Origin of the sequence: Anabaena sp. FACHB-83 (genome assembly GCF_014697485.1) — a bacterium.
In the GTDB taxonomy this organism is placed as follows: Bacteria; Cyanobacteriota; Cyanobacteriia; order Cyanobacteriales; family Nostocaceae; genus Nostoc_B.
Genome location: NZ_JACJRY010000019.1, coordinates 49005 through 72212, shown reverse-complemented (window position 1 = coordinate 72212; position 23208 = coordinate 49005). Strand labels below are relative to the sequence as shown.

17 protein-coding genes are annotated in these 23208 nt (G+C 38.2%); all 17 read left to right on the top strand.

Annotated elements, in window-relative coordinates; all coding sequences use genetic code 11:
* Nucleotides 1-11 precede the first annotated feature (11 nt).
* Nucleotides 12-794 (top strand): MinD/ParA family protein, encoded by a 783-nt coding sequence (locus tag H6G79_RS21490; protein WP_190593118.1) that lies wholly within the window; start codon nucleotides 12-14, stop codon nucleotides 792-794.
* Between the two features lie 6 nt (nucleotides 795-800).
* Nucleotides 801-1952: a DUF7005 family protein gene (locus H6G79_RS21485; protein ID WP_190593119.1), complete on the top strand. Its 1152-nt coding sequence runs from the start codon at nucleotides 801-803 to the stop codon at nucleotides 1950-1952.
* A gap of 46 nt (nucleotides 1953-1998) precedes the next feature.
* The gene (locus H6G79_RS21480) at nucleotides 1999-3093 is read left to right on the top strand and encodes a cyclic nucleotide-binding domain-containing protein (RefSeq protein ID WP_190593120.1); all 1095 of its coding nucleotides are present in this window, start codon (nucleotides 1999-2001) and stop codon (nucleotides 3091-3093) included.
* Nucleotides 3094-3463: 370 nt separating this feature from the next.
* Nucleotides 3464-3769 carry a Nif11-like leader peptide family natural product precursor gene (locus H6G79_RS21475; protein ID WP_190593121.1) on the top strand — a complete coding sequence of 102 codons (306 nt, stop codon included), beginning with the start codon at nucleotides 3464-3466 and terminating at the stop codon, nucleotides 3767-3769.
* A gap of 235 nt (nucleotides 3770-4004) precedes the next feature.
* Entirely contained in the window at nucleotides 4005-4298 is a 294-nt protein-coding gene (locus H6G79_RS21470) for a Nif11-like leader peptide family natural product precursor (protein WP_190593122.1), read from the top strand.
* Between the two features lie 105 nt (nucleotides 4299-4403).
* Entirely contained in the window at nucleotides 4404-5693 is a 1290-nt protein-coding gene (locus H6G79_RS21465) for a nif11-class peptide radical SAM maturase 3 (protein ID WP_190593123.1), read from the top strand.
* Nucleotides 5690-5872, top strand: a complete 183-nt coding sequence (locus H6G79_RS21460; RefSeq protein WP_190593151.1) for a hypothetical protein — start codon at nucleotides 5690-5692, stop codon at nucleotides 5870-5872. Before H6G79_RS21465 ends, H6G79_RS21460 begins: the two co-directional genes overlap by 4 nt.
* A gap of 345 nt (nucleotides 5873-6217) precedes the next feature.
* The gene (locus H6G79_RS21455; RefSeq protein WP_190593124.1) at nucleotides 6218-7666 is read left to right on the top strand and encodes an NHLP bacteriocin system secretion protein; all 1449 of its coding nucleotides are present in this window, start codon (nucleotides 6218-6220) and stop codon (nucleotides 7664-7666) included.
* Entirely contained in the window at nucleotides 7653-10049 is a 2397-nt protein-coding gene (locus tag H6G79_RS21450) for an NHLP family bacteriocin export ABC transporter peptidase/permease/ATPase subunit (RefSeq protein WP_190593125.1), read from the top strand. The genes H6G79_RS21455 and H6G79_RS21450 overlap by 14 nt, the downstream gene beginning before the upstream one ends.
* A 2-nt stretch (nucleotides 10050-10051) precedes the next feature.
* Nucleotides 10052-12961 carry an NHLP bacteriocin export ABC transporter permease/ATPase subunit gene (locus H6G79_RS21445; RefSeq protein WP_190593126.1) on the top strand — a complete coding sequence of 970 codons (2910 nt, stop codon included), beginning with the start codon at nucleotides 10052-10054 and terminating at the stop codon, nucleotides 12959-12961.
* A gap of 76 nt (nucleotides 12962-13037) precedes the next feature.
* Complete coding sequence (locus tag H6G79_RS21440) at nucleotides 13038-14513, top strand: MBL fold metallo-hydrolase (protein WP_190593127.1); 1476 nt, start codon at nucleotides 13038-13040, stop codon at nucleotides 14511-14513.
* A 66-nt stretch (nucleotides 14514-14579) separates the two neighbouring features.
* The gene (locus H6G79_RS21435) at nucleotides 14580-16055 is read left to right on the top strand and encodes an MBL fold metallo-hydrolase (RefSeq protein WP_190593128.1); all 1476 of its coding nucleotides are present in this window, start codon (nucleotides 14580-14582) and stop codon (nucleotides 16053-16055) included.
* 104 nt (nucleotides 16056-16159) lie between these two features.
* The gene (locus tag H6G79_RS37660) at nucleotides 16160-17710 is read left to right on the top strand and encodes a tetratricopeptide repeat protein (protein ID WP_190593129.1); all 1551 of its coding nucleotides are present in this window, start codon (nucleotides 16160-16162) and stop codon (nucleotides 17708-17710) included.
* A 75-nt stretch (nucleotides 17711-17785) separates the two neighbouring features.
* Nucleotides 17786-18892, top strand: a complete 1107-nt coding sequence (locus H6G79_RS21425) for a hypothetical protein (RefSeq protein ID WP_190593130.1) — start codon at nucleotides 17786-17788, stop codon at nucleotides 18890-18892.
* Nucleotides 18893-19469: 577 nt separating this feature from the next.
* Entirely contained in the window at nucleotides 19470-19772 is a 303-nt protein-coding gene (locus H6G79_RS21420; RefSeq protein ID WP_190593131.1) for an NHLP leader peptide family RiPP precursor, read from the top strand.
* Between the two features lie 348 nt (nucleotides 19773-20120).
* Nucleotides 20121-21581 (top strand): radical SAM family RiPP maturation amino acid epimerase, encoded by a 1461-nt coding sequence (locus tag H6G79_RS21415; protein ID WP_190593132.1) that lies wholly within the window; start codon nucleotides 20121-20123, stop codon nucleotides 21579-21581.
* Nucleotides 21582-21634: 53 nt separating this feature from the next.
* On the top strand, nucleotides 21635-23101 hold the full coding sequence (locus H6G79_RS21410; RefSeq protein WP_242048493.1) for a radical SAM family RiPP maturation amino acid epimerase: 1467 nt from the start codon (nucleotides 21635-21637) through the stop codon (nucleotides 23099-23101).
* The last annotated feature ends 107 nt before the right edge of the window (nucleotides 23102-23208 follow it).

Here is a 23208-nt window from a genome sequence, read left to right as displayed (position 1 = left end):
AAAGGTAAATTATGTCCAAGATTATATCAATTCATTCCTTCCGTGGCGGTACAGGCAAATCAAATACTATTGCTAATATCGCCGCTACTATGGCCATCCAGGGAAAACGGGTAGCAATCATCGATACAGATATCCAATCTCCTGGAGTTCACATCATATTCGGACTCAACGAACACAAAATTGAATATTCTCTCAATGACTATTTATGGGGACGCTGTGAGATGAAAGATGCTGCCTATGATGTGACTCATACTCTCATCAATAGACAACAATCTTCCAATCAAATCAAGGGTAATTTATACTTAGTTCCTTCTAGTATTAAAGCTGGTGAAATTTCCAGGATTATCCGTGAAGGATATGATGTAGTCAGACTCAATGATGGCTTTCAAGAACTTATCGTCAGTCTCAATTTAGACTATCTTTTTATTGATACCCATCCCGGATTGAACGAAGAAACCTTAATTTCTATCGGCATTTCTCATGTATTGATCGTTGTCCTGCGTCCAGATCAACAAGATTTTCAAGGTACTGCTGTCACCGTAGATGTAGCTCGTAAGTTGCGCGTCCCCAAAATGTTACTTGTGATTAATAAAGCATTATCAAGTTTGAATTTCCCAGACTTACAGCAGCAAGTAGAGAGCATCTATAATGTTTCCGTAGCTGGGATTTTACCTCTTTCTGAAGATATGGCGGAATTAGGGAGTAAAGATATTTTCACTGTGCAGTATCCTGAGCATCCTATTAGTCAAACTGTGCAGAAAATTGCTGCCCAAATTGCTGATGTTGCGGCTTAATTAAATATGAATAACCAAACGCAATTTCGTGCCGATGTACTGGCTGCCTATGGTGCTAGTAGCTCAGAAATAGATGAGTTACTAGCATACAACCATAATGTATTTTGTCAAACTAAATTAAAGCATCCTCTTACATTTCCTTTACCATCTGAAGCTCATATCAATACTTGGGAAGAATACGCAACAGCAGCCAAAACTCTTGGCGTATTTGCAGTTCTCCAGCAACGATTAGTGCAGTTACAATTCCCCATTCTTGAAGGTATCAGCACAACTCCAGCATATAGAGATGCCACCCGTAAAGGTACATCTGTCGATAATCTTGCAGAGGCGACTGGTTTAGTGTTGACTCAACCAGAAAAACTGCGCTTAGAAATATATCCTAGTTTGGCTGGGAAAATTCCTGTTTTACTACCGGGAAATCGGGAGGATTTTGTTACTTTAGTCCAAGCTTTAACACATCGTAATGAACCCACAGAAATTCCTGCATCAATGGGAGCTTGTATTGTCGGTGGGTTTAACAATTGGGATAGGATTCACCGCTATCGCCAAAAATGGGAACAGCAAAATCCTCATCAATGCTCAAAACATGATTGGACATTAGAGTTTCAACGCCTAATTCCCCAAAAAGAACTGTATCAAGATAGATTCATTATTTTGAGTAACAGTCCTTACAGCAACATTACAGCCCAAGAAATCGGTGCAGAGGAAACTACTTGGCAAAATATATCTCTAAAAATTCGCTTGGAACACGAATGTACTCATTATTTAACAAATCGTTTATTTAAATCCATGCGAAACAATGCCTTTGATGAACTAATTGCTGATTATAGAGGTATTGTAGCTGCCATAGGATATTATCGAGCCGACTGGTTTTTACATTTTATGGGCTTAGAATCATTTCCTGAATATCGAGAAGGAGGTAGACTGCAAAACTATCGAGGACAACCGCCTCTTTCTGATGGTGCTTTCAAAGTTCTCCAGTCATTGTTGCAAGCAGCAGCCTTTAATTTACAGCGTTTTGATGCAGAATATATCAATGATTTAGAAACGCCTGAATGTCAAATACAACTGTTATGTTCATTATTTTGTTTGACTTTAGAAGAGTTAGCTGATCCAGGATTTAATTCATTCATTAAACAACTGTTACAAAAAGTCTAGTTTTTAAAATTGCCGATTGTTTTTTTCACAAGAGGATAATTGAATTATGACAGAAGTTTTACTAAAAGAGTTGAGCAATAGTGATATTAATTGGATAGTTGCCAATAGCGATCGCCAGGAATTATTACCTGATAGTTTATTAACTTCACAGGGAAAGACTGTTGATTCTTTGTATATCTTATTAGATGGTACATTGACAGTTAACGTTACGCAATCTGAGAATAATCCTTTGCATCGAGCTTTTGCGGCTATTGATAGTGATATCAACTCAGATTGGGAAATTTTTAGAGTATCTAGGGGTGAAGTAGTCGGGGAAGTTCCCTTTGTAAGCCAAAGTTCTAACATCACTACAATTAAGGCTCTAGAAAAATCATTAGTGATGTCAATTCCTCAAGAAAAATTAGCCGCAAAATTGCAGCAAGATGCTAGTTTTGCGGCTCGCTTTTATCGAGCGATCGCTATTATGTATGCAGACAGACTGCAAAAACTAATCACTCAACTTGGTCGGCGCAAATTAACACAAGCCAAGTCTTTAAAAGACGTACTATTTGTTTTAGCTGAATTACACGATAGTGACATTGATTGGTTAATGGCTTGTGGTATCACCCAAAAAGTTGCAGCAGGTCAAACACTCATTTATGAAAATAGTCCTGTCGATGCGCTATATATTATTTTGAGGGGAAAAATGTCTATGTCTGTCTCGGAAGATGATCGCAATCCTTTATTACGTGCTTTTTCTGCGATTGAAGGTAAAGAACTCATTGGGCGAGAGATAGCCAAATTATCCAAAGGGGAAATATTAGGAGAAACACCGTTTATTGATGGTCGCCTCCCTTGGGCGACAGTGAAAGTAATTGAAGATTCTCTAATTTTGGCAATCCCCAAACAGCAATTAGCAGTAAAATTACAACAAGATATAGGATTCTCCTCTCGCTTTTACCGCGTCATTTCTATTTTATCAGCCAACAGATTACAGGAAATTTTGAGTAGAATCGGCTACGGCAGGAGAGTTTATAGCGCAGGTCTTCCACTCAGCAATAATGTTGAATATGAGGATGAAATCAATATTAGCATCTTAGATAAAATGGCTATAGCTAGTAAAAGGTTTGATTGGATGATTTCGCGTATGAGCATAGCTTAAATATCTCCTGCTACTTGGATGTTTAGTCGTGGTAGCTACTAGGTTATCAGTATTCATTTAATCCCAGGTGAATTTAATCAATACATAATAATTTTGCTAGGGTTTGAACAGTTATAAATCCTAGCATAGTCTATTTATATCTGTATATTCTTAAATCTTATCACCTCATATTTTCGCTTCCAATAAATTAAAAAAATGAAATCACATACAAATAAAATATAAAAATAAGCTAGTGAGAAATAACAATTACATATTGTTTTACGTCTTTATTAGCATTTAAATAATTACATAAGCCAGCAATAAATATTGTCCTAAACAAATTTATTGTTAGCATCGAAAACCTCTAACACAAGTCTAGAAGGAGATTATTATGTCTATTCAAGATGCTCAAGCTTTTTACTCAAGAATGAAAACAGATGATGCTTTTCTTGATCAAGTAGAAAATGCAGCTAGTCCTGAAAATCGTCTGGAAATTATTCAGTCTGCTGGTTATGATTTTAGTGCAGAAGAATTTAACACAGTCTTAGCTCAAAATGCTCAACCAGAAGCTGGTGAATTGAGTGAAGCAGAACTGTTACAAGTTAGTGGCGGAATTCGTTTTGCAAGTCCAGGTCTTGTTCGCCCTCTTTATGGCGTTGGTATACCACCCAGAAATTATTGGAGACCACGTAAATAACCAGTAGTGGCGTGGCAAGCCTTAAATGTTGCATTAAAAAATAGATTTTATCTGTGTTCATCAGCGTTTATCTGCGTTTTTATCCAAATCTAATGCACTACTTTAGCCTTGCCACGCCAGTAGGGTGTGTTACGGCTGTGTAAAGATTCAAGCTTGTGAGCAAAGATATCTAGGCGTAACGCACCAATATCATGGCATTAAAAGACCTTTCAAACGATTCCATAAGGAGATAATTATGTCTATTGAAAACGCGCAAGCTTTTTACTCAAGAATGAAAACAGATGATGCTTTTCTTGAACAAGTAGAGAATGCAGCTAGTCCTGAAGAGCGTTATGAAATTATTCTAGCTGCTGGTTATGATTTTAGTGCAGAAGAATTTAATACAGTCTTAGCTCAAAATTCTCGAACAGAAGATATTGAATTGAATGAAGAAGAGCTATTACAAGTTAGTGGTGGACGTAGTAATAGCCTTGTCCTTCATTACGGTGCTAGTTTACCACCCAAAAAATTTTGGAGACCTCGTAAATAGATTTAAATGTGAAATTAGTGGGACTTAAATAAAAAGTAAATGTTTAAGTCCTGCTAGAAAATAGGCTGGAAAATCCTAATTTTGCATTGATATTTCAGGAGAACAATGCCAGATTTACACGAAGAATATGAAGAATATCGGCGTATTACTTACGCTGTATGGGAAATTACTCTTAAATGTAATCTTGCTTGTAGTCATTGTGGTTCAAGAGCAGGAGAAGAGCGCGTAAAAGAACTTTCAACAGCAGAAGCTCTGGACTTGGTGCGACAATTAGCAGAAGTAGGAATCAAAGAGGTGACGCTGATTGGCGGAGAAGCCTTTATGCGTGCTGATTGGTTGGAAATTGCCGCCGCTATTAACCAAGCTGGTATGCTCTGCACTATGACTACTGGGGGCTATGGTATTTCCCGTGAGATGGTCAAAAAAATGAAAGCGGCCGATATTGCTTTTGTTTCCGTCTCTACCGATGGTTTACAAGCCACCCATGACCGTCTGCGTGGTCGCCAAGGCTCTTGGGAGTCAGGCGCACGCACAATGGGTTTTTTAAAAGAAGAGGGTATTCCCTTTGGTTGTAACACCCAAATTAACCGCCTTTCTGCCCCAGAATTTCCACTGATTTATGAGCATATCCGGGATTTAGGGGCGATATCTTGGCAAATTCAGTTGACTGTACCGATGGGTAATGCGGCAGACAACGCAGAGATATTACTGCAACCTTATGAGTTGTTAGCACTTTATCCGATGTTGGCTAGGGTTGCTCAACGCGCCCGTCGTGAAGGTAAAGTCCAACTAGCAACGGGAAATAACATTGGTTATTATGGCCCTTATGAACGGCTTCTGCGTGCTGACTTTGACGAAGATCCATCATATTCATTTTGGCAAGGTTGTAGTGCTGGGTTAAATTCCATTGGGTTAGAAGCTGACGGGGCAATCAAAGGCTGTCCCTCATTACCCACAGCAGCTTATACTGGTGGGAATATCCGCGATCGCTCCCTCAAAGAAATCATTGCCACATCAGAACAGTTACGCTTTAATCTAGGCGCAGACACTCCCCAAGGTACAGCTCATCTGTGGGGTTTCTGCAAAAGTTGTCAGTATGCAGAACTCTGTCGGGGTGGCTGTAATTGGACAGCACACGTTTTCTTCGATAAACGCGGTAATAATCCTTACTGTCACCATCGCGCCTTGGAAATGGCCAAGCGTGGGCTACGGGAAAGATTTTATTTAAAAGTCAAAGCCGCAGGAATACCCTTTGATAACGGTGAATTTGCTTTGATTGAAGAGCCTCTAGATGCACCTTGGCCAGAGAATGATCCTCTACATTTTACCCCTGAGTCGATTCAGTGGTCAGATAGTTGGCAAGTATACCCACAGCGTTTTGCTTCATTCAGATGAATACTACAGAGTCAAATCCAGTTAACTTATTAACTCCCATAGTTTCACCAACAGAAACCCTAGTAGAGTCTCCCTTGTTACCTCGTTCTGCTTGGCAAAATACCGAAGTATTTGCAAGATTATTACTGAAAACTAAAAAAATGTTAGATATTGCTGAATTCAGTAGCTTATTTGATTGAACGACTCAAAAAAAGTCATTGCAATATGGGTAACTGAGTTTTTTCTGTTACCCATTTGTTGTGCGGTATTGCATAAATGCGGCATGATTTGTATCACGCAGAGGCGCAGAGACGCAGAGAGGATAAAGAGTTTGAAGTTTCAGCACATCAAATTTCATTTTCTGATTCAGTAACATCTGTTTTCCTAAGACTTCACAAAAATGGCGAGTTCTATCTAAATATTGTGCATTTGCTCAGGCAAGACTTTTTTATATTCTTGGGTCTATACCAACTAAATTCTGTCTTTTCATTAAAAAAATACATCATAATTTTTAGTTCCAAATCTCTCGATTAACAAAAATACCAATGTTAGAGCAGAAGCGTCGCATATTTCGCCAAGAATCTGTAGAGCGTCTATCTTCTCCTGAAAGATTAGACCAACTTATGCAAGTAGTCAGCCCTAAAAGTTGGCTACCTCTGATAGCTTTAAGCTCTTTGGTGGGAGTAGCTATTGTTTGGAGTATTTATGGACGTATTCCGATCACAATTGAAGGGCGAGGAGTATTAATTTATCCGCGTAAAGTAGTACCTCTACAATCGAAAAATTCAGGACAATTAACAAATGTCAACTTCAAAGTTGGTGACTCGATTAAAAAAGGACAGGTATTAGCAATCATTGACCAATCTGATCTACGTCAGCAACTCGAACAACAGAAAGCTAAACTAGCACAACTAGAATCACAAGACCAAGCAGCTAACTCCATATTTAAACAACGTTTAGCACAGGACGCACAGTCAATTCAACAACAACGTCAGTATCTTCAACAACGCATTCAGGAACTTCAAACCCTTACACCTGTTCTCAAAACTAGAGATAATACCTCTCTTGAACAGCAGCGCAAAAGTTTAAAACAAAACCTCCAACGCTTCCAAGCCTTGAGTCCAGTTTTCCGGCGCAGAATGGAAATCCGCCAAAAGTTATTTCAACAAGAAGGCGTATTTTCAGCCGATGAAGCTTTGCAAGCAGAACAGGAATATCTAGAGAATTTGCAAAATATTTCTGACATCGAAACCCAATTAAAAGCACTCGATGTCACAGAAACTCAAAAACAAAAAGAATATGGTGAAAATATATCAACTATTTCCGATTTACAAGCCCAATTAAAGAAACTAGATAGTGAACAAGCTTCTCAAGCACAACAAGACCTAGAAAATACTAATAATCGCAAAAAAGAAATTCAAGAAGTTAAACGAGAGATAGCTAAACTGCAACTACAAGTAGGTGATAATAGCAAAATTATTAGCCAATATAATGGGCGAGTTTTAGAAACTACAGTGGTGCAGGGACAAGTAATTAATGCTGGTACTCGTTTAGCAAATATAGAAGTGGAAAACCCTGATAGCAAGTTAGTAAGTTTAGCTTATTTTTCAGTGGCAGAGGGCAAGAAAATTCAATCAGGAATGCCAATTCAAATCACTCCTGAAACGGTGAAGCGAGAAAGATTTGGCGGTATTGTCGGGAAGGTGATTAATATTTCCAATTTCCCCACTACCAAAGAAGCGGCAATTAATGAAATAGGTAATTCCGAAGTTGTTGAAGGTTTAGTATCACAAAAAAACGAAGGATTCATCCAAGTATTTTCTGAGATACAAAATGATGCTCAAACCTTCAGTGGTTACAAATGGTCTTCATCTAAAGGGCCACAGATGAAGATTTCTTCTGGAACTACTACCATTGTGCGGGTTCAGGTCGAAGAACGCGCTCCCATTACGTTTGTATTACCTATTTTGAGGTCGTTCAGTGGCATCTACTAACCCAACTATAGGTCTACCTACGAATTTTTGGCGGTATCTACAAAAACTACTGCCTCAAAGAAGCAAGCGGGTAAAAACACCAACTCTTTTGCAAATGGAAGCAGTTGAATGTGGTGCTGCGGCTTTAGGAATTATCTTAGGTTACTTTGGTCGGATTGTGCCGTTGCCAGAATTGCGACGAGAGTGTGGTGTTTCCCGCGATGGTAGTAAAGCATCAAATGTGTTGAAAGCTGCTAGAAATTATGGTCTGGAGGCTAAGGGTCTACGAAAGGAACTAGATAAACTCCTAGACTTAAATCCCCCTTATATTATCTTTTGGGACTTTAATCACTTTTTGGTAGTAGAAGGATTTCGCAACCAGAGAGTGTATCTGAATGACCCCGCTACAGGCCCCCGTACTGTATCTTTGCAAGAATTTGACGAAGGTTATACGGGTGTAGTCTTGGTGATGGAACCAGGAAGTGAGTTCCAAAAGGGTGGACGTAAACCTAGTATGATTGGGTCTTTGTGGGAGAGGCTACAGAGTTCAACCAGTGCCTTACTTTACTGCTTAATGGCAGGATTTTTCTTAACTTTAGTGGGGATGGCTGTACCCGTATTTAGCCAAATATTTGTCGATGAAATTCTTGTAGAACAAAGATTAGATTGGCTTAATCCCTTGCTTTTGGGAATGGCTGTGGCTGCTGTTCTGCAAGGCTTTCTCACATTACTGCGCCTGCAATATTTACGCCGTTTAAAAATTAAATTGTCCGTGGGAATGTCTAGCCGGTTTCTCTGGCATTTGTTACGCCTACCAGTAGGGTTTTATGCCCAACGTTTTGCCGGAGAAATTACCAGTCGGATGAGTCTTAATGACCAAGTGGCTAATGTGCTTTCGGGACAGTTGACCACCACAATTATTGATGCTGTGATGGTGGTTTTCTATGCCTTGATTATGTTGCAATATGATTGGCTATTAACTTTGATTGTCATCAGTTTAGCGATCGCCAACATTTTCACTCTGCGCTTAGTCTCTCGTCAACGGGTAGACCTCAATCAAAAATTAATGCTAGATTTTGGCAAGGCTGAAGGGGTTTCAATTGCGGCTCTCCAAGGCATCGAAACCCTGAAAGCATCAGGCTTAGAATCTGATTTCTTTTCTCGCTGGTCAGGCTATTACACCAAGGCCATCAATAGCCAACAACAAATGGATGTCACCAACCAATTATTTTCCATTCTACCTACGCTTTTAGAGGCTATTTCTAGCTTGTTATTGTTAGTAATTGGTGGTTTGCGAGTCATGGATGGACATCTCAGTATTGGGATGCTGGTAGCTTTTCAAGGCTTAGTAGGGAGTTTTCAAGCACCAGTCGCCAGCCTATTGAATTTTGGTAGCACCTTACAAGAATTAGAAGGCAATTTGGTTCGTTTAGATGATGTTTTAGATAACCCGACTGATAAAGCGATCGCCCAAAGAAACTTAGCTCATGAAGAAGCAGGGGAGCAGGGAGCAAGGGAGCAAGGGAGCTTTCACCCACAAAGGGTGTTACCAAAGTGGAACTTACTTAGGTTTCTCTCTTTATTTCCCCCAGCCCCCAGCCCCCAGCCCCCAGCCTCTTCTCAAGTTATCGAACCATCATCTTATTTTTCAGCCTCACCCAGATTGCAAGGATATGTAGAATTACGCAACCTCACCTTTGGCTATAGTCGCCTAGAACCGCCTTTAATCGAAAATTTTAATCTTTCTCTCCAACCAGGACAAAGAGTGGCTTTAGTTGGTGGTAGTGGTTCGGGTAAGTCTACCATTGCCAAACTCGTCAGTGGACTTTACCAACCTTGGGCGGGAGAAATTCTGTTTGACGAACAATTAACAGAAGAAATTCCCCACCAATTATTAACTAATTCTGTGGCGATGGTAGAACAGGATATTTTGTTATTTGGTGGAACAGTTAGGGATAATTTAACGCTTTGGGACAATACTATATCCGATAAAAACTTAAAACGAGCTTGTCAAGATGCTGCCATTGATGATGTGATTTTGGCTCTCAATGGTGGATACGATGCCGAACTGATGGAAGGTGCGGCGAATTTAAGCGGTGGTCAACGCCAACGCCTAGAAATTGCCCGTGCTTTGGTGAATAATCCCTCAATCCTGATTATGGATGAAGCCACCAGTGCCTTAGATGCAGAGACAGAACGGATTATTGACGAAAATCTGCGGCGACGGGGATGCACCTGCATTATTGTGGCACACCGATTAAGTACGATTCGAGACTGCGATGAAATTATCGTCCTAGAACGAGGCAAGGTAGTGCAACGAGGTACTCATCAGCAATTGTGGCAAACCGAAGGTGTGTACTCACGGTTAATCCGCACAGAAGGGGAAGCCTTGGAGGAGGAATAAAGATGCAGCAAAAAAGAGTCGATCAATTTGCCGTACATGGTCAAACCTATATATTGCAAGGTAATGAACCCATACTATTAGATGATCCTGCTAGAGTTTGGGTAATTCAATCTGGCTCTATGGCCTTATTTGCGATCGCACTTCAAGATGGTGTGATCGCAGGAACTCGCCGTTATTTATTTAGTCTCTCTCAGGGACAAGCCTTATTCGGTACTAAAGCCATGAACGGTCAACAGCAAATTTTAGCTGTACCGATTGGAGAGGTGGAATTACTGCAACTACATCCAGAAGGTTTTCCCGAATTAGTTGCTCATGGCGATACTAGAGCATTTGACTGGGTAGAATCTTGGCTGTGGGAACTTAGTAGCGTGTTATCTGGGGTAACTCTCCCAGTCATTGAGGTGGTATCTCAGGGAGAAACGCGGTTTTCTTTGTTGGATGGTCAAACTTTCCAAGGGGAAGCCGGGGCTATCTGTTGGGTAAAGATTCAGCAAGGGACTATTCGCTTATTAGGTTTGTCAGAAGTCACGCTGACACCTGCAATGGGTTATTTTCCCCTGACTGACAAAATGTGGTTAGAAGCCGTGGAGGAAGTTCAACTCACCACGCTGAAAACCCATGAATTTTTGAATGCTGACCAACTCTTAGCTGCTTTGTCAGCAATGCACATTCAATTACTGCAATGTGTGGAGTTTTTTGACCGACAAGAAGCAGAAGCAGAAATGATGCGATTGCGCGATCGCCAGCGTCTAAATCGTCAAGTAACTTCTCAAGCATTAGGAGAGTTAGCATCAACTATCAATCCTCAAGATGGCGACTTTTTCTTAGAAGGTACACCCTTGTTAGTGGCGGCTGGGGCTGTTGGGAAAGCGATCGGTGTAAAAATTTCGCCTCCCGCCCGTTCCGAGAATCTCAAACGAGTCAAAGAACCTTTAGAAGCTATTGTCCGCGCTTCTCGGATTCGGATGCGCCGAGTTTTATTAAGAGACAACTGGTGGGAAAAGGACTGTGGGGCGTTAGTCGCCTATACAGAGGTAGATAATCGCCCAGTAGCTTTATTACCAGTCTCTACTACTAGCTATGAATTATTTGATCCGGTTAACCATACCCGTACCAAGGTAGATGAACCTATAGCGATGACACTTGCGCCTGTCGCCTATATGTTTTATCGTTCTTTCCCCGATCAGGTACTCAACACCTACAATGTGATTTTGTTTGCCCTGAAAGGACGGAAGCTTGATGTTTTCCTGACCGTACTCACAGGGGTGGCTGTGACGCTGTTAGGGATGCTCACACCCCAAGCCACTGCTATTATTATGGATAATGCCATTCCCGATAGCGATCGCGGTTTGTTACTCCAAGTCGGAATGGGGCTACTGGTTGCAACATTAGGCACAGTCTTATTTCAAATAACTCAGAATTTTGCACTTTTACGCATTGAAACCACCGCCGCCACCGCTACAGAGGTGGCTGTATGGGATCGACTGATGAACTTACCAGTATCTTTTTTCCGCAAATATACAACAGGGGATCTACATTCAAGAGCCTCATCTGTTGGTGAAATCAGTCGTCAACTCAGTGCTAATACAATTATCAAACTAATTACCAGTTTCTTTGCATTATTTTATTTAGGGCAATTATTTAACTATAACTTTCAGTTAGCCTTACTTGCGGTTGCGGTTGCCGTCATTACCAGCGCAGTCACCATCCTTTCTGGTATCCTCCTCGTTGGTAAAGTGCATCCTTTACTAGAATTACAGGGCAATATTTTTGGACAAACAGTACAAATCATTAATGGCATTTCTAAACTACATATTGCAGGAGCCGAAGAACGCGCCTTTGCTTCTTGGAGTAAACACTACACTCGTCAACTCAAGCTAACTCTCAGTACACAACAGTTAGAAGATGCTGTAGTTCTTTTTAATACAGTCATGCCCATATTTACATCTGGAGTCCTGTTTTGGTTAACCATCAACCAATTTAAAACGGCGCAGACTTCCGGCACTATGGCTATTACCATAGGCACTTTCTTAGCCTTCAACACGGCTTTTGATCAATTTGTGAACGGTACTACCAATCTCAGTAATGTAGTCACTGAAATTGTCCAAATTACTCCCCATTGGCAACGTACTCAACCCATTTTGCAAGCTGTCCCCGAAGTAGATTTAAGCAAAGCTGACCCAGGAAAATTAGTAGGCAAAATTGTTGTAGACCATGTAATGTTTCGTTATCGTCCAGATGGGCCATTAATCTTAGATGATGTAAGTATCTCTGCACAATCAGGAGAATTTATTGCCCTCGTTGGAGGTTCTGGAAGTGGTAAATCAACAATCTTCCGATTATTGCTTGGGTTTGAAACTCCAGAAAGTGGAGGTATTTACTACGATGGACAAGACTTATCTGGCTTGGATGTCGAAGCAGTCCGCCGACAATTAGGTGTTGTCTTACAAAACGGCCGTTTGAATGCAGGATCTATTTTTGAAAATATCGCCGGTGGTGCAAATATCACCTTTGATGAAGCTTGGGAAGCTGCGAAGATGTCTGGCTTCGCTGACGATGTAGCCGCTATGCCAATGGAAATGCACACCGTAGTAAGTGAAGGCGGTGGTAATCTTTCTGGAGGACAACGCCAACGCTTACTCATAGCCCGCGCTTTAGTATTAAAACCTCGCATTCTGCTATTTGATGAAGCCACTAGCGCACTCGATAACCGAACCCAAGCAATTGTGAGTGAAAGCTTAGACAAAATGCAGGTGACGAGAATAGTTATTGCTCACCGACTCAGCACAATTCGCAATGCTCATCGCATCTATGTACTCCAAGCAGGACGAATTGTACAGCAAGGCAGTTTTCAGGAACTCGCTTCAATTGAAGGACTATTTGCTCAATTAATGGCTCGCCAAATGGCTTAGTAATAAGCTAATTCACTGACAGATACAAGTTTTGCTCAAAAACACAATTAATAAATAATAAACATAGAGGTGCAAAATGAAAATTCAAATGATTGGTCATGCTTCCATATTTGTAGAAACACAAGATTGCAAAGTAATGATGGACCCAGTGCTTTGGGATAAATTTTGTGAAGTGACAACAAGTATATGCCCTGAGCGAGAAGTTATTTACGACCAAATTCCTGAGTATGATGTACTAGTAATTTCCCATAGACATTTAGATCACTTTGATATTCGTTCTCTTGCTTATCTGCCTAAAAATATTGATGTTTTTATTCCCAAAGATAAGTTAGTAGAAAATTGTCTGCGTCAATTAGGATATTCTCACATCTATACTTTAAGTGACTTTAGTGAAGTCAAGATTGGTTCTACTAACCTCCTAGCTACACGTTCAGAAAATCGCGTACCTGAATATGGGATATTATTTGCCGACCCATCGGGAGTTTTTTGGAATCAAGTAGACTCATTAGTAAATGCAAATACAATTAATTTTGTCAAATCTCAATACCCAACAATAGACTTTTTGTTGGCAAGCTGGCAACCAATGTTAGAAACTGAGTATCAATATAATCAAAGCTTTTCATTCCCATTTTCTGGTTATAGTAATACTCTCCAATTGATGGGCTTGACTCAACCAAGAGCTATTTCTCCTGGTGCGAATGGCTTCAAGTTTATAGATGGTTCAGCTTGGTTAAATAAAGTTGTCTTCCCAGTCACTCAAGAGCAATTTTGTCAAGACATAAAAAAAGTTTGCCCAGCAACAGAAAATATCTTTGCTCTTCAGCCAGGAGATATTTGTGAAATTGAAAATGGCACATCTACCTATCTACCTGCTCAATCACAATTTGTCAAAACAGTTAAAGATGATAGAGATATTTTATCTTTTTCGCCTGTGACAGTAAATGGCGAAATGATTGACAGTAACCCAAACAACTATGATATTCATGAAATGAAAAAAATAATTGAAGAAGAGGTTTGTGTTAACTTACCTAAGTTCTTCATGGAACATAAACAAGATTTATTTGCCCAATATTTCCATTGGGAAGTCAGATACCAACTAGAAGTAATATTTCCAGATGGTTCTCAAACATGGTATTTTGACTTTACGGAAGATCCTATTCAGTGCAGAACAGGATCTAGTGCTTTAGCTAACGTGTTTAATTTCATCACAGCCTCCAGCTTATATGCAGTTTTAAAATCTTATAAAACCTGGGATTATCCTGCTGCTAGCGGATATTTACGTGCATTTGAAAAAATATATATAGCCAGCACTCACGGTGCTATACGTCCCGATATTAAATCACTGAATATTTCTCCTTTAGCTTTAAAGTTTCCTTATGAGGAAGTTTTCAAAAAAGTGTTGGATAAAGAAGTGGAAAAATGGTCAAAACAATCTCAACACAATCAAGTTATTGGAGAAAATCAATCAAAAATCATGAAACTAGGTAATTCTTTTATTAGAATGTATCCAAAAAATATCAATAACCAACAATTGATAACAACTAGTGTGTAGATAGCATCTTGAAATATTTTTAAGCTAAGTCATAGCTTGTAATGACCATAAACATAGAGGTGCAAAATGAAAATTCAAATGATTGGTCATGCTTCCATATTTGTAGAAACACAAGATTGCAAAGTAATGATGGACCCAGTGCTTTGGGATAAATTTTGTGAAGTGACAACAAGTATATGCCCTGAGCGAGAAGTTATTTACGACCAAATTCCTGAGTATGATGTACTAGTAATTTCCCATAGACATTTAGATCACTTTGATATTCGTTCTCTTGCTTATCTGCCTAAAAATGTTGATGTTTTTATTCCCAAAGATCAGTTAATAGAAAATTGTCTGCGTCAATTAGGATATTCCCACATCTATACTTTAAGTGACTTTAGTGAAGTCAAGATTGGTTCTACTACGCTCCTGGCTACCCGTTCAGAAAATCGCGTACCTGAATATGGGATGGTATTTGCTGACCCATCGGGAGTTTTCTGGAATCAAGTAGACTCATTAGTAAATGCAAATACAATTAATTTTGTCAAATCTCAATACCCAACAATAGACTTTTTGTTGGCATGCTGGCAACCAATGTTAGAAACTGAGTATCAATATAATCAAAGCTGTGCATTCCCATTTTCTGGTTATAGCTATATTCTGCAATTGATGGGCTTGACTCAACCAAGAGCTATTTCTCCTGGTGCGAATGGCTTCAAGTTTATAGATGGTTCAGCTTGGTTAAATAAAGTTGTCTTCCCAGTTACTCAAGAGCAGTTTTGTCAAGACATCAAAAAAGTTTGCCCAGCAACAGAAAATATTTTTGCTCTTCAGCCAGGAGATATTTGTGAAATTGAAAATGGCACATCTACCTATCTACCTGCTCAATCGCAATTTGTCAAAACAGTTAAAGATGATAGAAATATTTTATCTTTCTCGCCTGTGACAGTAAATGGCGAAATGATTGACAGTAACCCAAATAACTATGATATTCATGAAGTGAAAAGGACAATCGAAGAAGAGGTTTGTGTTAACTTACCTAAGTTCATCATGGAACATAAACAAGATTTATTTGCCCAATATTTCCATTGGGAAGTCAGATACCAACTAGAAGTAATATTTCCAGATGGTTCTCAAACATGGTATTTTGACTTTACGGAAGATCCTATTCAGTGCCGAACAGGATCTAGTCCTTTAGCTAACGTGTTTAATGTCATCACCGCTTCCAGCTTATATGCATTGTTAAAATCTGATAAAACCTGGGATTATCCTGGTATTGGCGGATATGTACGTGCATTTGAAAAAATATATATAGCCAGCACTCACGGTGCTATACGTCCCGATATTAAATCACTGAATATTTCTCCTTTAGCTTTAAAGTTTCCTTATGAGGAAGTTTTCAAAAAAGTGTTGAATAAAGAAGTGGAAAAATGGTCGAAACAATCTCAACCCAATCAATTTATTGGGGAAAATCAATCAAAAATCATGAAACTAGGTAATTCTTTTATTAGAATGTATCCAAAAAATATCAATAACCAACAATTGATAACAACTAGTGTGTAGATAGCATCTTGAAATCTTTATAAGTTAAGTCATAGCTGATAATTTTCATTAATCTTGGCATAAATTAGCTAAATAAAACATAAACAAAGCCTTTATTGCTGGCTGTGGCTGGTTTTTCAGATTTTGAAGCTAACTCTAAAAATGCGATTTTAATGCTATACCCTCATCTAAAACCAAAGGAAGAAATATTTATGAATACAATCAAAAACAGTGTCAAGAGCATCATCACAGAAGAACACTCTTCTCAACTTCATGTTTGGCATCAATTAGGCTGGAAAAATGTTACTCTAATTTATTTAGATGAACATCTAGATTTTCAATATATTAGTGAAAATCATATAACAGCATTGAAAAAATGCCAAACTTCAGCAGAATTAGCTCAACTAGAAAGACCTAGTCATATATTTCCTGATGATAAATATAGTTATGGTATCGAAAATTTCCTTTTTGCGGCTCATCGCTTGGGAATAATTGAAAATCTCATTTGGGTAACTCTAACTCCCAAAAATAAACTACCAAATTCTATAAAATATATGCGTAAATTACGGGGGTTTTTACAACAGCATAATGCATTTACTGTTAACGATATAACAAATATTACCATTACAGAAGATATAGCTACGGCGACAGTATTTGGATTAAAAATAACGGTATGTGGTTATGAAGATTTAAAGAAATTAAACCTTCCCGAAAACACTTTTATTGATATTGATATTGACTACTTTATTGGCTTGCCTGAGCAATATCCTTTGGTAGATCCAGAAAATGTTTTTGCCTGTTTAAAATCTTTACCTATTAATTATGATACTGTCACTTTGACTCGTTCTGTGAGTAGTGGTTATATGCCACTACGTTACTATTTTTTGGCTGATTATTTAGCAGCTCTTTGGCAAAATGACCTGCGTGAAATAGAACACTATCGCCGTTTATATGCTCTTGATCTACAAGCACGAAATAACAACATAGAAGCCGCTAAAGCAGGCTGTCTTGAAGAAATACAAATCATGCCAAATTGTGCCGCTACTTATTACTTATTAAGCCTTTGTGAAACTGAGCCTCAAAAGTCTGTTAATTACGAACTAATCGCAGGAAAACTTTGCCCTAGCTATTGCCCTAGTGTACTACATTCAGCTAATGCAATTCTAAGCCGTGACTTAGAATATGATAAAAATACACTAAGCTTTTTAGAAAATAAATTAATGCTAGCTGAAATAGACATTGAAGAAAAAATATTAAGTCACTATACTCTAGGAATTTTATATAGTCTAAAGTCTGAAAAAGAAGAGAGTCTTAAACATTATAGATATTGCCAAGAAATCAAACCAGGCAATTATCCTGATTTAAGTTTGAATATAGGTTGTATCTTTATGAAAAATAAGGATTACACGAAAGCAATTAGCTTTTTTGAGCAGGCTTTGGCTGATGAATCGAGCAAGGCTGAAGCACATAAAATGCTTGGGAAAATTTATCTAGAGCAGGGTCAGTATCAGATAGCGGAAGAAAATTTGATATTAGCTGGAGAAATTGTACCTACTGATGAACTAGCAATGAAACTATTAGCTAAATTATACAAAGAAATAGGAGATGAAACAAGCTACAACCATCAAATAAGCAAATATTATCACATGAAATTTTTGTCTCAAAAATTTACATAATTATTAATAATAGCCGCTATTGTCTTAAATCAACATAGCCTTGACAAATTGTCTTAATTATCAATCAAAATTACCATGAATAGCTGTACATTAGAAAATTATCTTCAGGTTGTTGTACCCCACCTTTCACCTAAGTTAGTTTCTCCCGAAGCTTTATCTCATATTCAAGCAATAACAAGGATTTTTCCACTTTCATCCGAGGGGTTATTTGAGTGCCGTCTAGGTGCGAATAACTCCAGGGTAGATTTCTCAGTCCTTGCTACAAATTTAGGTTCAAGTCATCAGAGCTTTGAAAAACTAGATTTTCTAGTGAACTTACCAGAAGTATTTTCTTCAAATCCTATCTGGAGACGTATTCAAAATTTTTGTTCTGCCTGTTGTGGAACAAACTCCCTACTATCTAACAATATAGACAATATTTGGCTGGAATTTGATCTTGATAAAGATCCCCAAAATTTACCAATTCCTAGCTTGTTTTTAGGATTCAAAGAACTAAATTCAGAAAAATATAGTATCCAGATATCTCAAAGTGCTAATGAGCAACTACAAACTGTGAAAACGGCCTTGCACATATTATTTGATGATCATGTTTCACCAATAATTGAAAATAATCTAGGTATTTGTGTAAATTCCTTACCACAAGGCTCTCAAATACTTTATGTAGGAGTTATGTTTTCTCGCCATTTAGATGCTGTTAGAGTCAATATTAGTGGGATTTCTCCTGAATATCTTGAAGATTACCTTGCTCAAATTGGTTGGAAATATTCAATTGAACCTCTCAAAGAAATAATTCAGTCACTAACTCAAATTGTAGATACAATAATCCTCAATATCGATATAGGAACTAGTATTTTTCCGCAGCTAGGTTTAGAGTGCCTATTAAATAATAAAAGTACAAGATGTGAACCAAAATGGCAATTACTTTTAAATTGTTTAGTAGAACATGAATTATGTACCCCAGAAAAATATGATGCTGTTCTCAATTGGTCTGGATATTGTCACGCACAGAATTATCCAGAGTTATGGCCTGATAATTTGATTAAAGTATCTCAATTTCTTGGTTCAAGATGGCATAGCATTTATTTTAGAAATTTAAATCATATAAAGATAAATTATCATCCAGACGGATACTTAGAAGCTAAAGGGTATTTAGCATTTGGTCGCAGTCTTGTCTGTAAATAACACATTCATTAAATTTAATTACTACAAATTTAACTGTTAAAAGTGAAAATTTAAATCCCTGTAGTTTAAGTAACACACCAATTAGCGAGGACTTAAACTACACTATACGCCATCAGAAATGATGATTAATTAGAATTACCTCAAATCATCATACCTAATTACTATAAGAAATTAGGTATTTTTTATTTTTATAAATCAAAACTTTATCTACAAAATGTGTATTCAGATCAAATGATTGTGCATTATTCCCATTAGGAAATTACTATATTATTTAATTATCAACTTAGACCAAATAAAAAATTCATCAACAAGAATGTGTCAAATTAGTTATTGCTAAGGGATGAGCGATTAACAGCATAATCAAATAAACTTGCTAGCATAAACCTAAGCAAAAACTAGATAAATAAGCATTGTTAATAGTTGATGAGTTAAGTTTATGTGATTTAAGTCGATACTCACCCCATATATCTGACGATTCTTAAGGATGATCTATAAATTACCAAGGATTGGCAGAACCTATGGGAGTAAATCATACATACACTTTTTGTAAATTTAACCTCAATTCAGGAGTAATTTCATGTCAGGACAAGAATTTTCACGTCATGAGTTTAACGCACAAATCGCTGCAAAAACTTGGCAGGATGCTGCATTTAGACAAGAGTTATTATCTAATCCCAAAGCAGCTATAGCCAAAGAATTGGGAACAACTATGCCTGATAATTTGCAGATTCATGTGTTTGAAGAAGATAATAACAACATCTATCTAGTGATTCCACCAGTACCAGGTGTGGAAGAAGAACTAAGCGATGAGGCATTAGAGCAAGTTGCTGGTGGCTATGTAGCAACTAGAAAGAGAGGCAGGGTCTTTATCATAGGTTAATTTTGTTGATAGCAGCAAAATAAAAGCTGACGAATAAGTGAGAATAATAGAGATTCTCACGATAAATTTCAACATCATTAACACATCTTTTGAATTGAGTCAGCATTAATTGCAAACTCGATATTAGGAGAATGTAAACATCAGACTATAGTGGAGTTTACATTCTCCTCTACCTATACTGAATTACGAATTCATCTCTAGCTTTCAAAGTATCAGAAAATTTTAAGAACATAAGGAAACTAAAGCGTTAAAAATCTTTCTGAGAAAAAGATTTAGTCATTCATCACATTTAATTTGATTGTTATTAATTATAAAATTTTGTAATAGTTAATATAATTCCCAATGTTTATGTCAACTCAAGAACTAAATCATCAAATGAAAGCAGAATTTATTTTTCCACCTTTTGATATTACAGAATACGATATAGATCACCATGCAGATTTCACCACAATCGATCAAAAATTACTAGCTAAATTTAGTCAAATCAAGCGGTTTAAAGAACGTTGGGAAGTAGACGTAGAGTTTCGTCAACAAGTTTTTACAGATCCTCATAGTGCCTTTGTGCGCCACGGTTTGAAATTACATCCTGAAGATGTCAGACCAATATGGGATGAAGATTGCAATAGCAAGTGGGAACAAGGACTATTAGAGTTTCCACTCTTGAAATTGAGTAATGAGTTCTTTGAAAGGTTGGACTATTTACAAAATATCCACTTAAAGACTGCTCCCAGTAATATCTATATTCGACAATGGCGAGAAAGGCAAATTGTACGTACTGCTAGTCAGTTTCAACCATTGGTTAACCAAATTGTTATTCATGCTCCAGTTTCTTTTGAACTTTGCAAGGGTTGTTCAGTAGGATGCCGATTCTGTGCTGTATCAGCACCCCCTCTCACTGAGATATTCTTATACACTCCTGAAAATTCCAAATTGTGGCGTGAAGTATTAGAAGTGATGACAGGTTTTTTAGGAACTTCTGCGGGTGCTGGCTTTTGCTATTGGGCGACTGATCCCCTAGATAACCCAGACTATGAAAAATTTTGTCTTGATTTTCATGCGATTACGGGATTTTTCCCCCGGACTACAACTAGTCAACCGTTAAAGTATCCAGACCGTCTACGCTCGATTTTAAGATACTCAAGAGAGAAAAACGGTGTATGCAATCGTTTCTCAATTCTGTCTTTGAAGATGTTGGACAGAGTTTATCAAGAGTTTAGCGATGAAGATCTGTTGAATGTGCAAATGAATTTTCTGAATGAAGAGGCAGAAGATTCTGTTAAAGCTCATGCAGGGAGACAACGAGAAATAAACCTCCAAAAAAGTCAAGGAGATGAAGAACCTCATGCACAAGGAACAATTGCTTGTGTATCAGGATTTTTATTTAACATGGTGGAGCGTAGTGTCAAGCTGATTAGCCCTTGTAATGCCAATGAACGATGGCCATTAGGTTATATAGTCTATGATCAAGGAACTTTCGTAGATGCTGATGACCTCAAGAGTTTGATTGAGCGAATGATTCGGGATAATATGCCGCAGACAGTGAGACTAGGCGATGTGTTACGCTTTCGTCCTGATCTGAAGTATGAAGCTCTTGTTGATGGCTTTCAACTTTCTACCCATGTTAAAACCTTCAAGTTCCGTCATGATTCTTTGTGGAAAGAGTTAGGGGTTTTAATCCATCAAGGTAATCACACAACCGCAGAGATTACCCAATTTTTTACGAATAAAGGTGTGTTAGCGACACAAACATCTTACTATCTCAATCTTTTATTTGAGCGTGGGGTTTTAGACTCTGAGCCTCAAATTTAGAGGGTTTTTGAAACCTTTGAAAATCTCAAAAGCTACAGTCTACACTAAGCCTGATGATATATTTACCAATTATGATGCACACTGAAGAGTTACGACAAGAAATAATTGCACGTTCTTTTAACATTAAAGAATTTTGTTTAGATTACCACGATAGTTTTCAAACTATCGATCAGGTTGATCCGCAACTCCTAAGTAAATTTAGTCAAGTTAAGCGGTTTCAAGAACATTGGGAAGCAGATAGTAAATTTCGGGAACAAGTCGTTGAAGATCCTTACAGTGCATTTTTGCGCTATGGGTTGAAACTAAATCCTGAAGATGTCAGACCTAAATGGGATAAAAACTGTAAAAATATATCAGATTTTCCACTGCTAACACTAAGTCAGGCATTTTTTGATCGCTTAGATAAAGTAACAGATATCGATTCTGATGTTAGTCACTTAAATATTCGTGCATGGCGGGAAAGACAAATTGCACGTACCGCCAGCCAATTTAACTTAGCTGTTCACAAAGTAATTCAACACATCCCAGTTTGTTTTGAATTGAGCAAGGGTTGTTCTGTGGGATGTCGATTCTGTGCTGTATCTGCACTGAAATTTAGCGATATTTTCTTATATACTCCCGAAAATGCTCAATTATGGCGCGGCGTGCTAGAAGTCATCACAGACTTTTTAGGTTCTGCGGCTGGGAAAGGTTTTTGCTATTGGGCTACTGATCCTCTAGATAACCCAGATTATGAAAAGTTTTGCCATGATTTTCACGCCATTACTGGTTCTCTCCCCCAGATGACGACTGCTCAACCTCTGAAAAATGTTGAGCAAACACGGGCAATTTTAAAACTCTCAAAAGAGAAAAATGGTATCTGCAATCGCTTTTCAATTCTGTCTTTGAAGATGTTAGACAGAGTTTATCAAGAGTTTAGCGATGAAGAACTGTTGAATGTGCAGATGAATTTTCTCAATGAAGAGGCAGAAAATGCTGTTAAAGCTCATGCAGGGAGACAGCGACAAGCAAACCTGCAAAAAGGTCAAGGAGATGAAGAGGCTCACAGACAAGGAACAATTGCTTGTGTGTCAGGATTTTTATTTAATATGGTGGAGCGCAGTGTTAAGCTGATTAGCCCTTGTAATGCTGATGAACGCTGGCCATTGGGTTATATGGTTTATGATCAAGGCACTTTTGTAGATGCTGATGACCTGAAGATTTTGATTGAAAGGATGATTCAGGATCATATGCCGCGAATCCTCAGACCTAGCGACTTGATCCGCTTCCGGCGTGATCTGAATTATCAAACTCTGGTGGATGGTTTTCAACTCTCAACTCGCATTAAAACTTTTAAATTTCACCATGATGTGTTATGGCAGGAGTTAGGTGCTTTAATTCACCACGGTCAGTATACAACCGCAGAGATTACAGAGTTGTTAACTCTTAAAGGAGTGACATCAGCAAGAATATCTTGTTATCTGAATGTTTTGTTTGAGCGCGGAGTGTTAGATTCTGAGCCTCAACCGCAAGAGGGATAAAGTAAGAAACAAATATTTTTGCGCTAATACAAGTTTCTAGACTCGCCATTGCAGGGGATTTCTCCTGCAATTTTAGTGAGTAAACCTCAATTAATAGGATAGCGATC

What these genes read in the sequence shown, in the direction of transcription:
- H6G79_RS21435 (WP_190593128.1), top strand. Translation starts at nt 14,580, where the DNA reads ATGAAAATTCAAATGATTGGTCATGCTTCCATATTTGTAGAAACACAA.
- H6G79_RS21415 (WP_190593132.1), top strand. Translation starts at nt 20,121, where the DNA reads ATGTCAACTCAAGAACTAAATCATCAAATGAAAGCAGAATTTATTTTT.
- H6G79_RS21475 (WP_190593121.1), top strand. Translation starts at nt 3,464, where the DNA reads ATGTCTATTCAAGATGCTCAAGCTTTTTACTCAAGAATGAAAACAGAT.
- H6G79_RS21485 (WP_190593119.1), top strand. Translation starts at nt 801, where the DNA reads ATGAATAACCAAACGCAATTTCGTGCCGATGTACTGGCTGCCTATGGT.
- H6G79_RS21460 (WP_190593151.1), top strand. Translation starts at nt 5,690, where the DNA reads ATGAATACTACAGAGTCAAATCCAGTTAACTTATTAACTCCCATAGTT.
- H6G79_RS21455 (WP_190593124.1), top strand. Translation starts at nt 6,218, where the DNA reads ATGTTAGAGCAGAAGCGTCGCATATTTCGCCAAGAATCTGTAGAGCGT.
- H6G79_RS21410 (WP_242048493.1), top strand. Translation starts at nt 21,635, where the DNA reads ATGATATATTTACCAATTATGATGCACACTGAAGAGTTACGACAAGAA.
- H6G79_RS21480 (WP_190593120.1), top strand. Translation starts at nt 1,999, where the DNA reads ATGACAGAAGTTTTACTAAAAGAGTTGAGCAATAGTGATATTAATTGG.
- H6G79_RS21465 (WP_190593123.1), top strand. Translation starts at nt 4,404, where the DNA reads ATGCCAGATTTACACGAAGAATATGAAGAATATCGGCGTATTACTTAC.
- H6G79_RS21420 (WP_190593131.1), top strand. Translation starts at nt 19,470, where the DNA reads ATGTCAGGACAAGAATTTTCACGTCATGAGTTTAACGCACAAATCGCT.
- H6G79_RS21440 (WP_190593127.1), top strand. Translation starts at nt 13,038, where the DNA reads ATGAAAATTCAAATGATTGGTCATGCTTCCATATTTGTAGAAACACAA.
- H6G79_RS21490 (WP_190593118.1), top strand. Translation starts at nt 12, where the DNA reads ATGTCCAAGATTATATCAATTCATTCCTTCCGTGGCGGTACAGGCAAA.
- H6G79_RS21425 (WP_190593130.1), top strand. Translation starts at nt 17,786, where the DNA reads ATGAATAGCTGTACATTAGAAAATTATCTTCAGGTTGTTGTACCCCAC.
- H6G79_RS21470 (WP_190593122.1), top strand. Translation starts at nt 4,005, where the DNA reads ATGTCTATTGAAAACGCGCAAGCTTTTTACTCAAGAATGAAAACAGAT.
- H6G79_RS21445 (WP_190593126.1), top strand. Translation starts at nt 10,052, where the DNA reads ATGCAGCAAAAAAGAGTCGATCAATTTGCCGTACATGGTCAAACCTAT.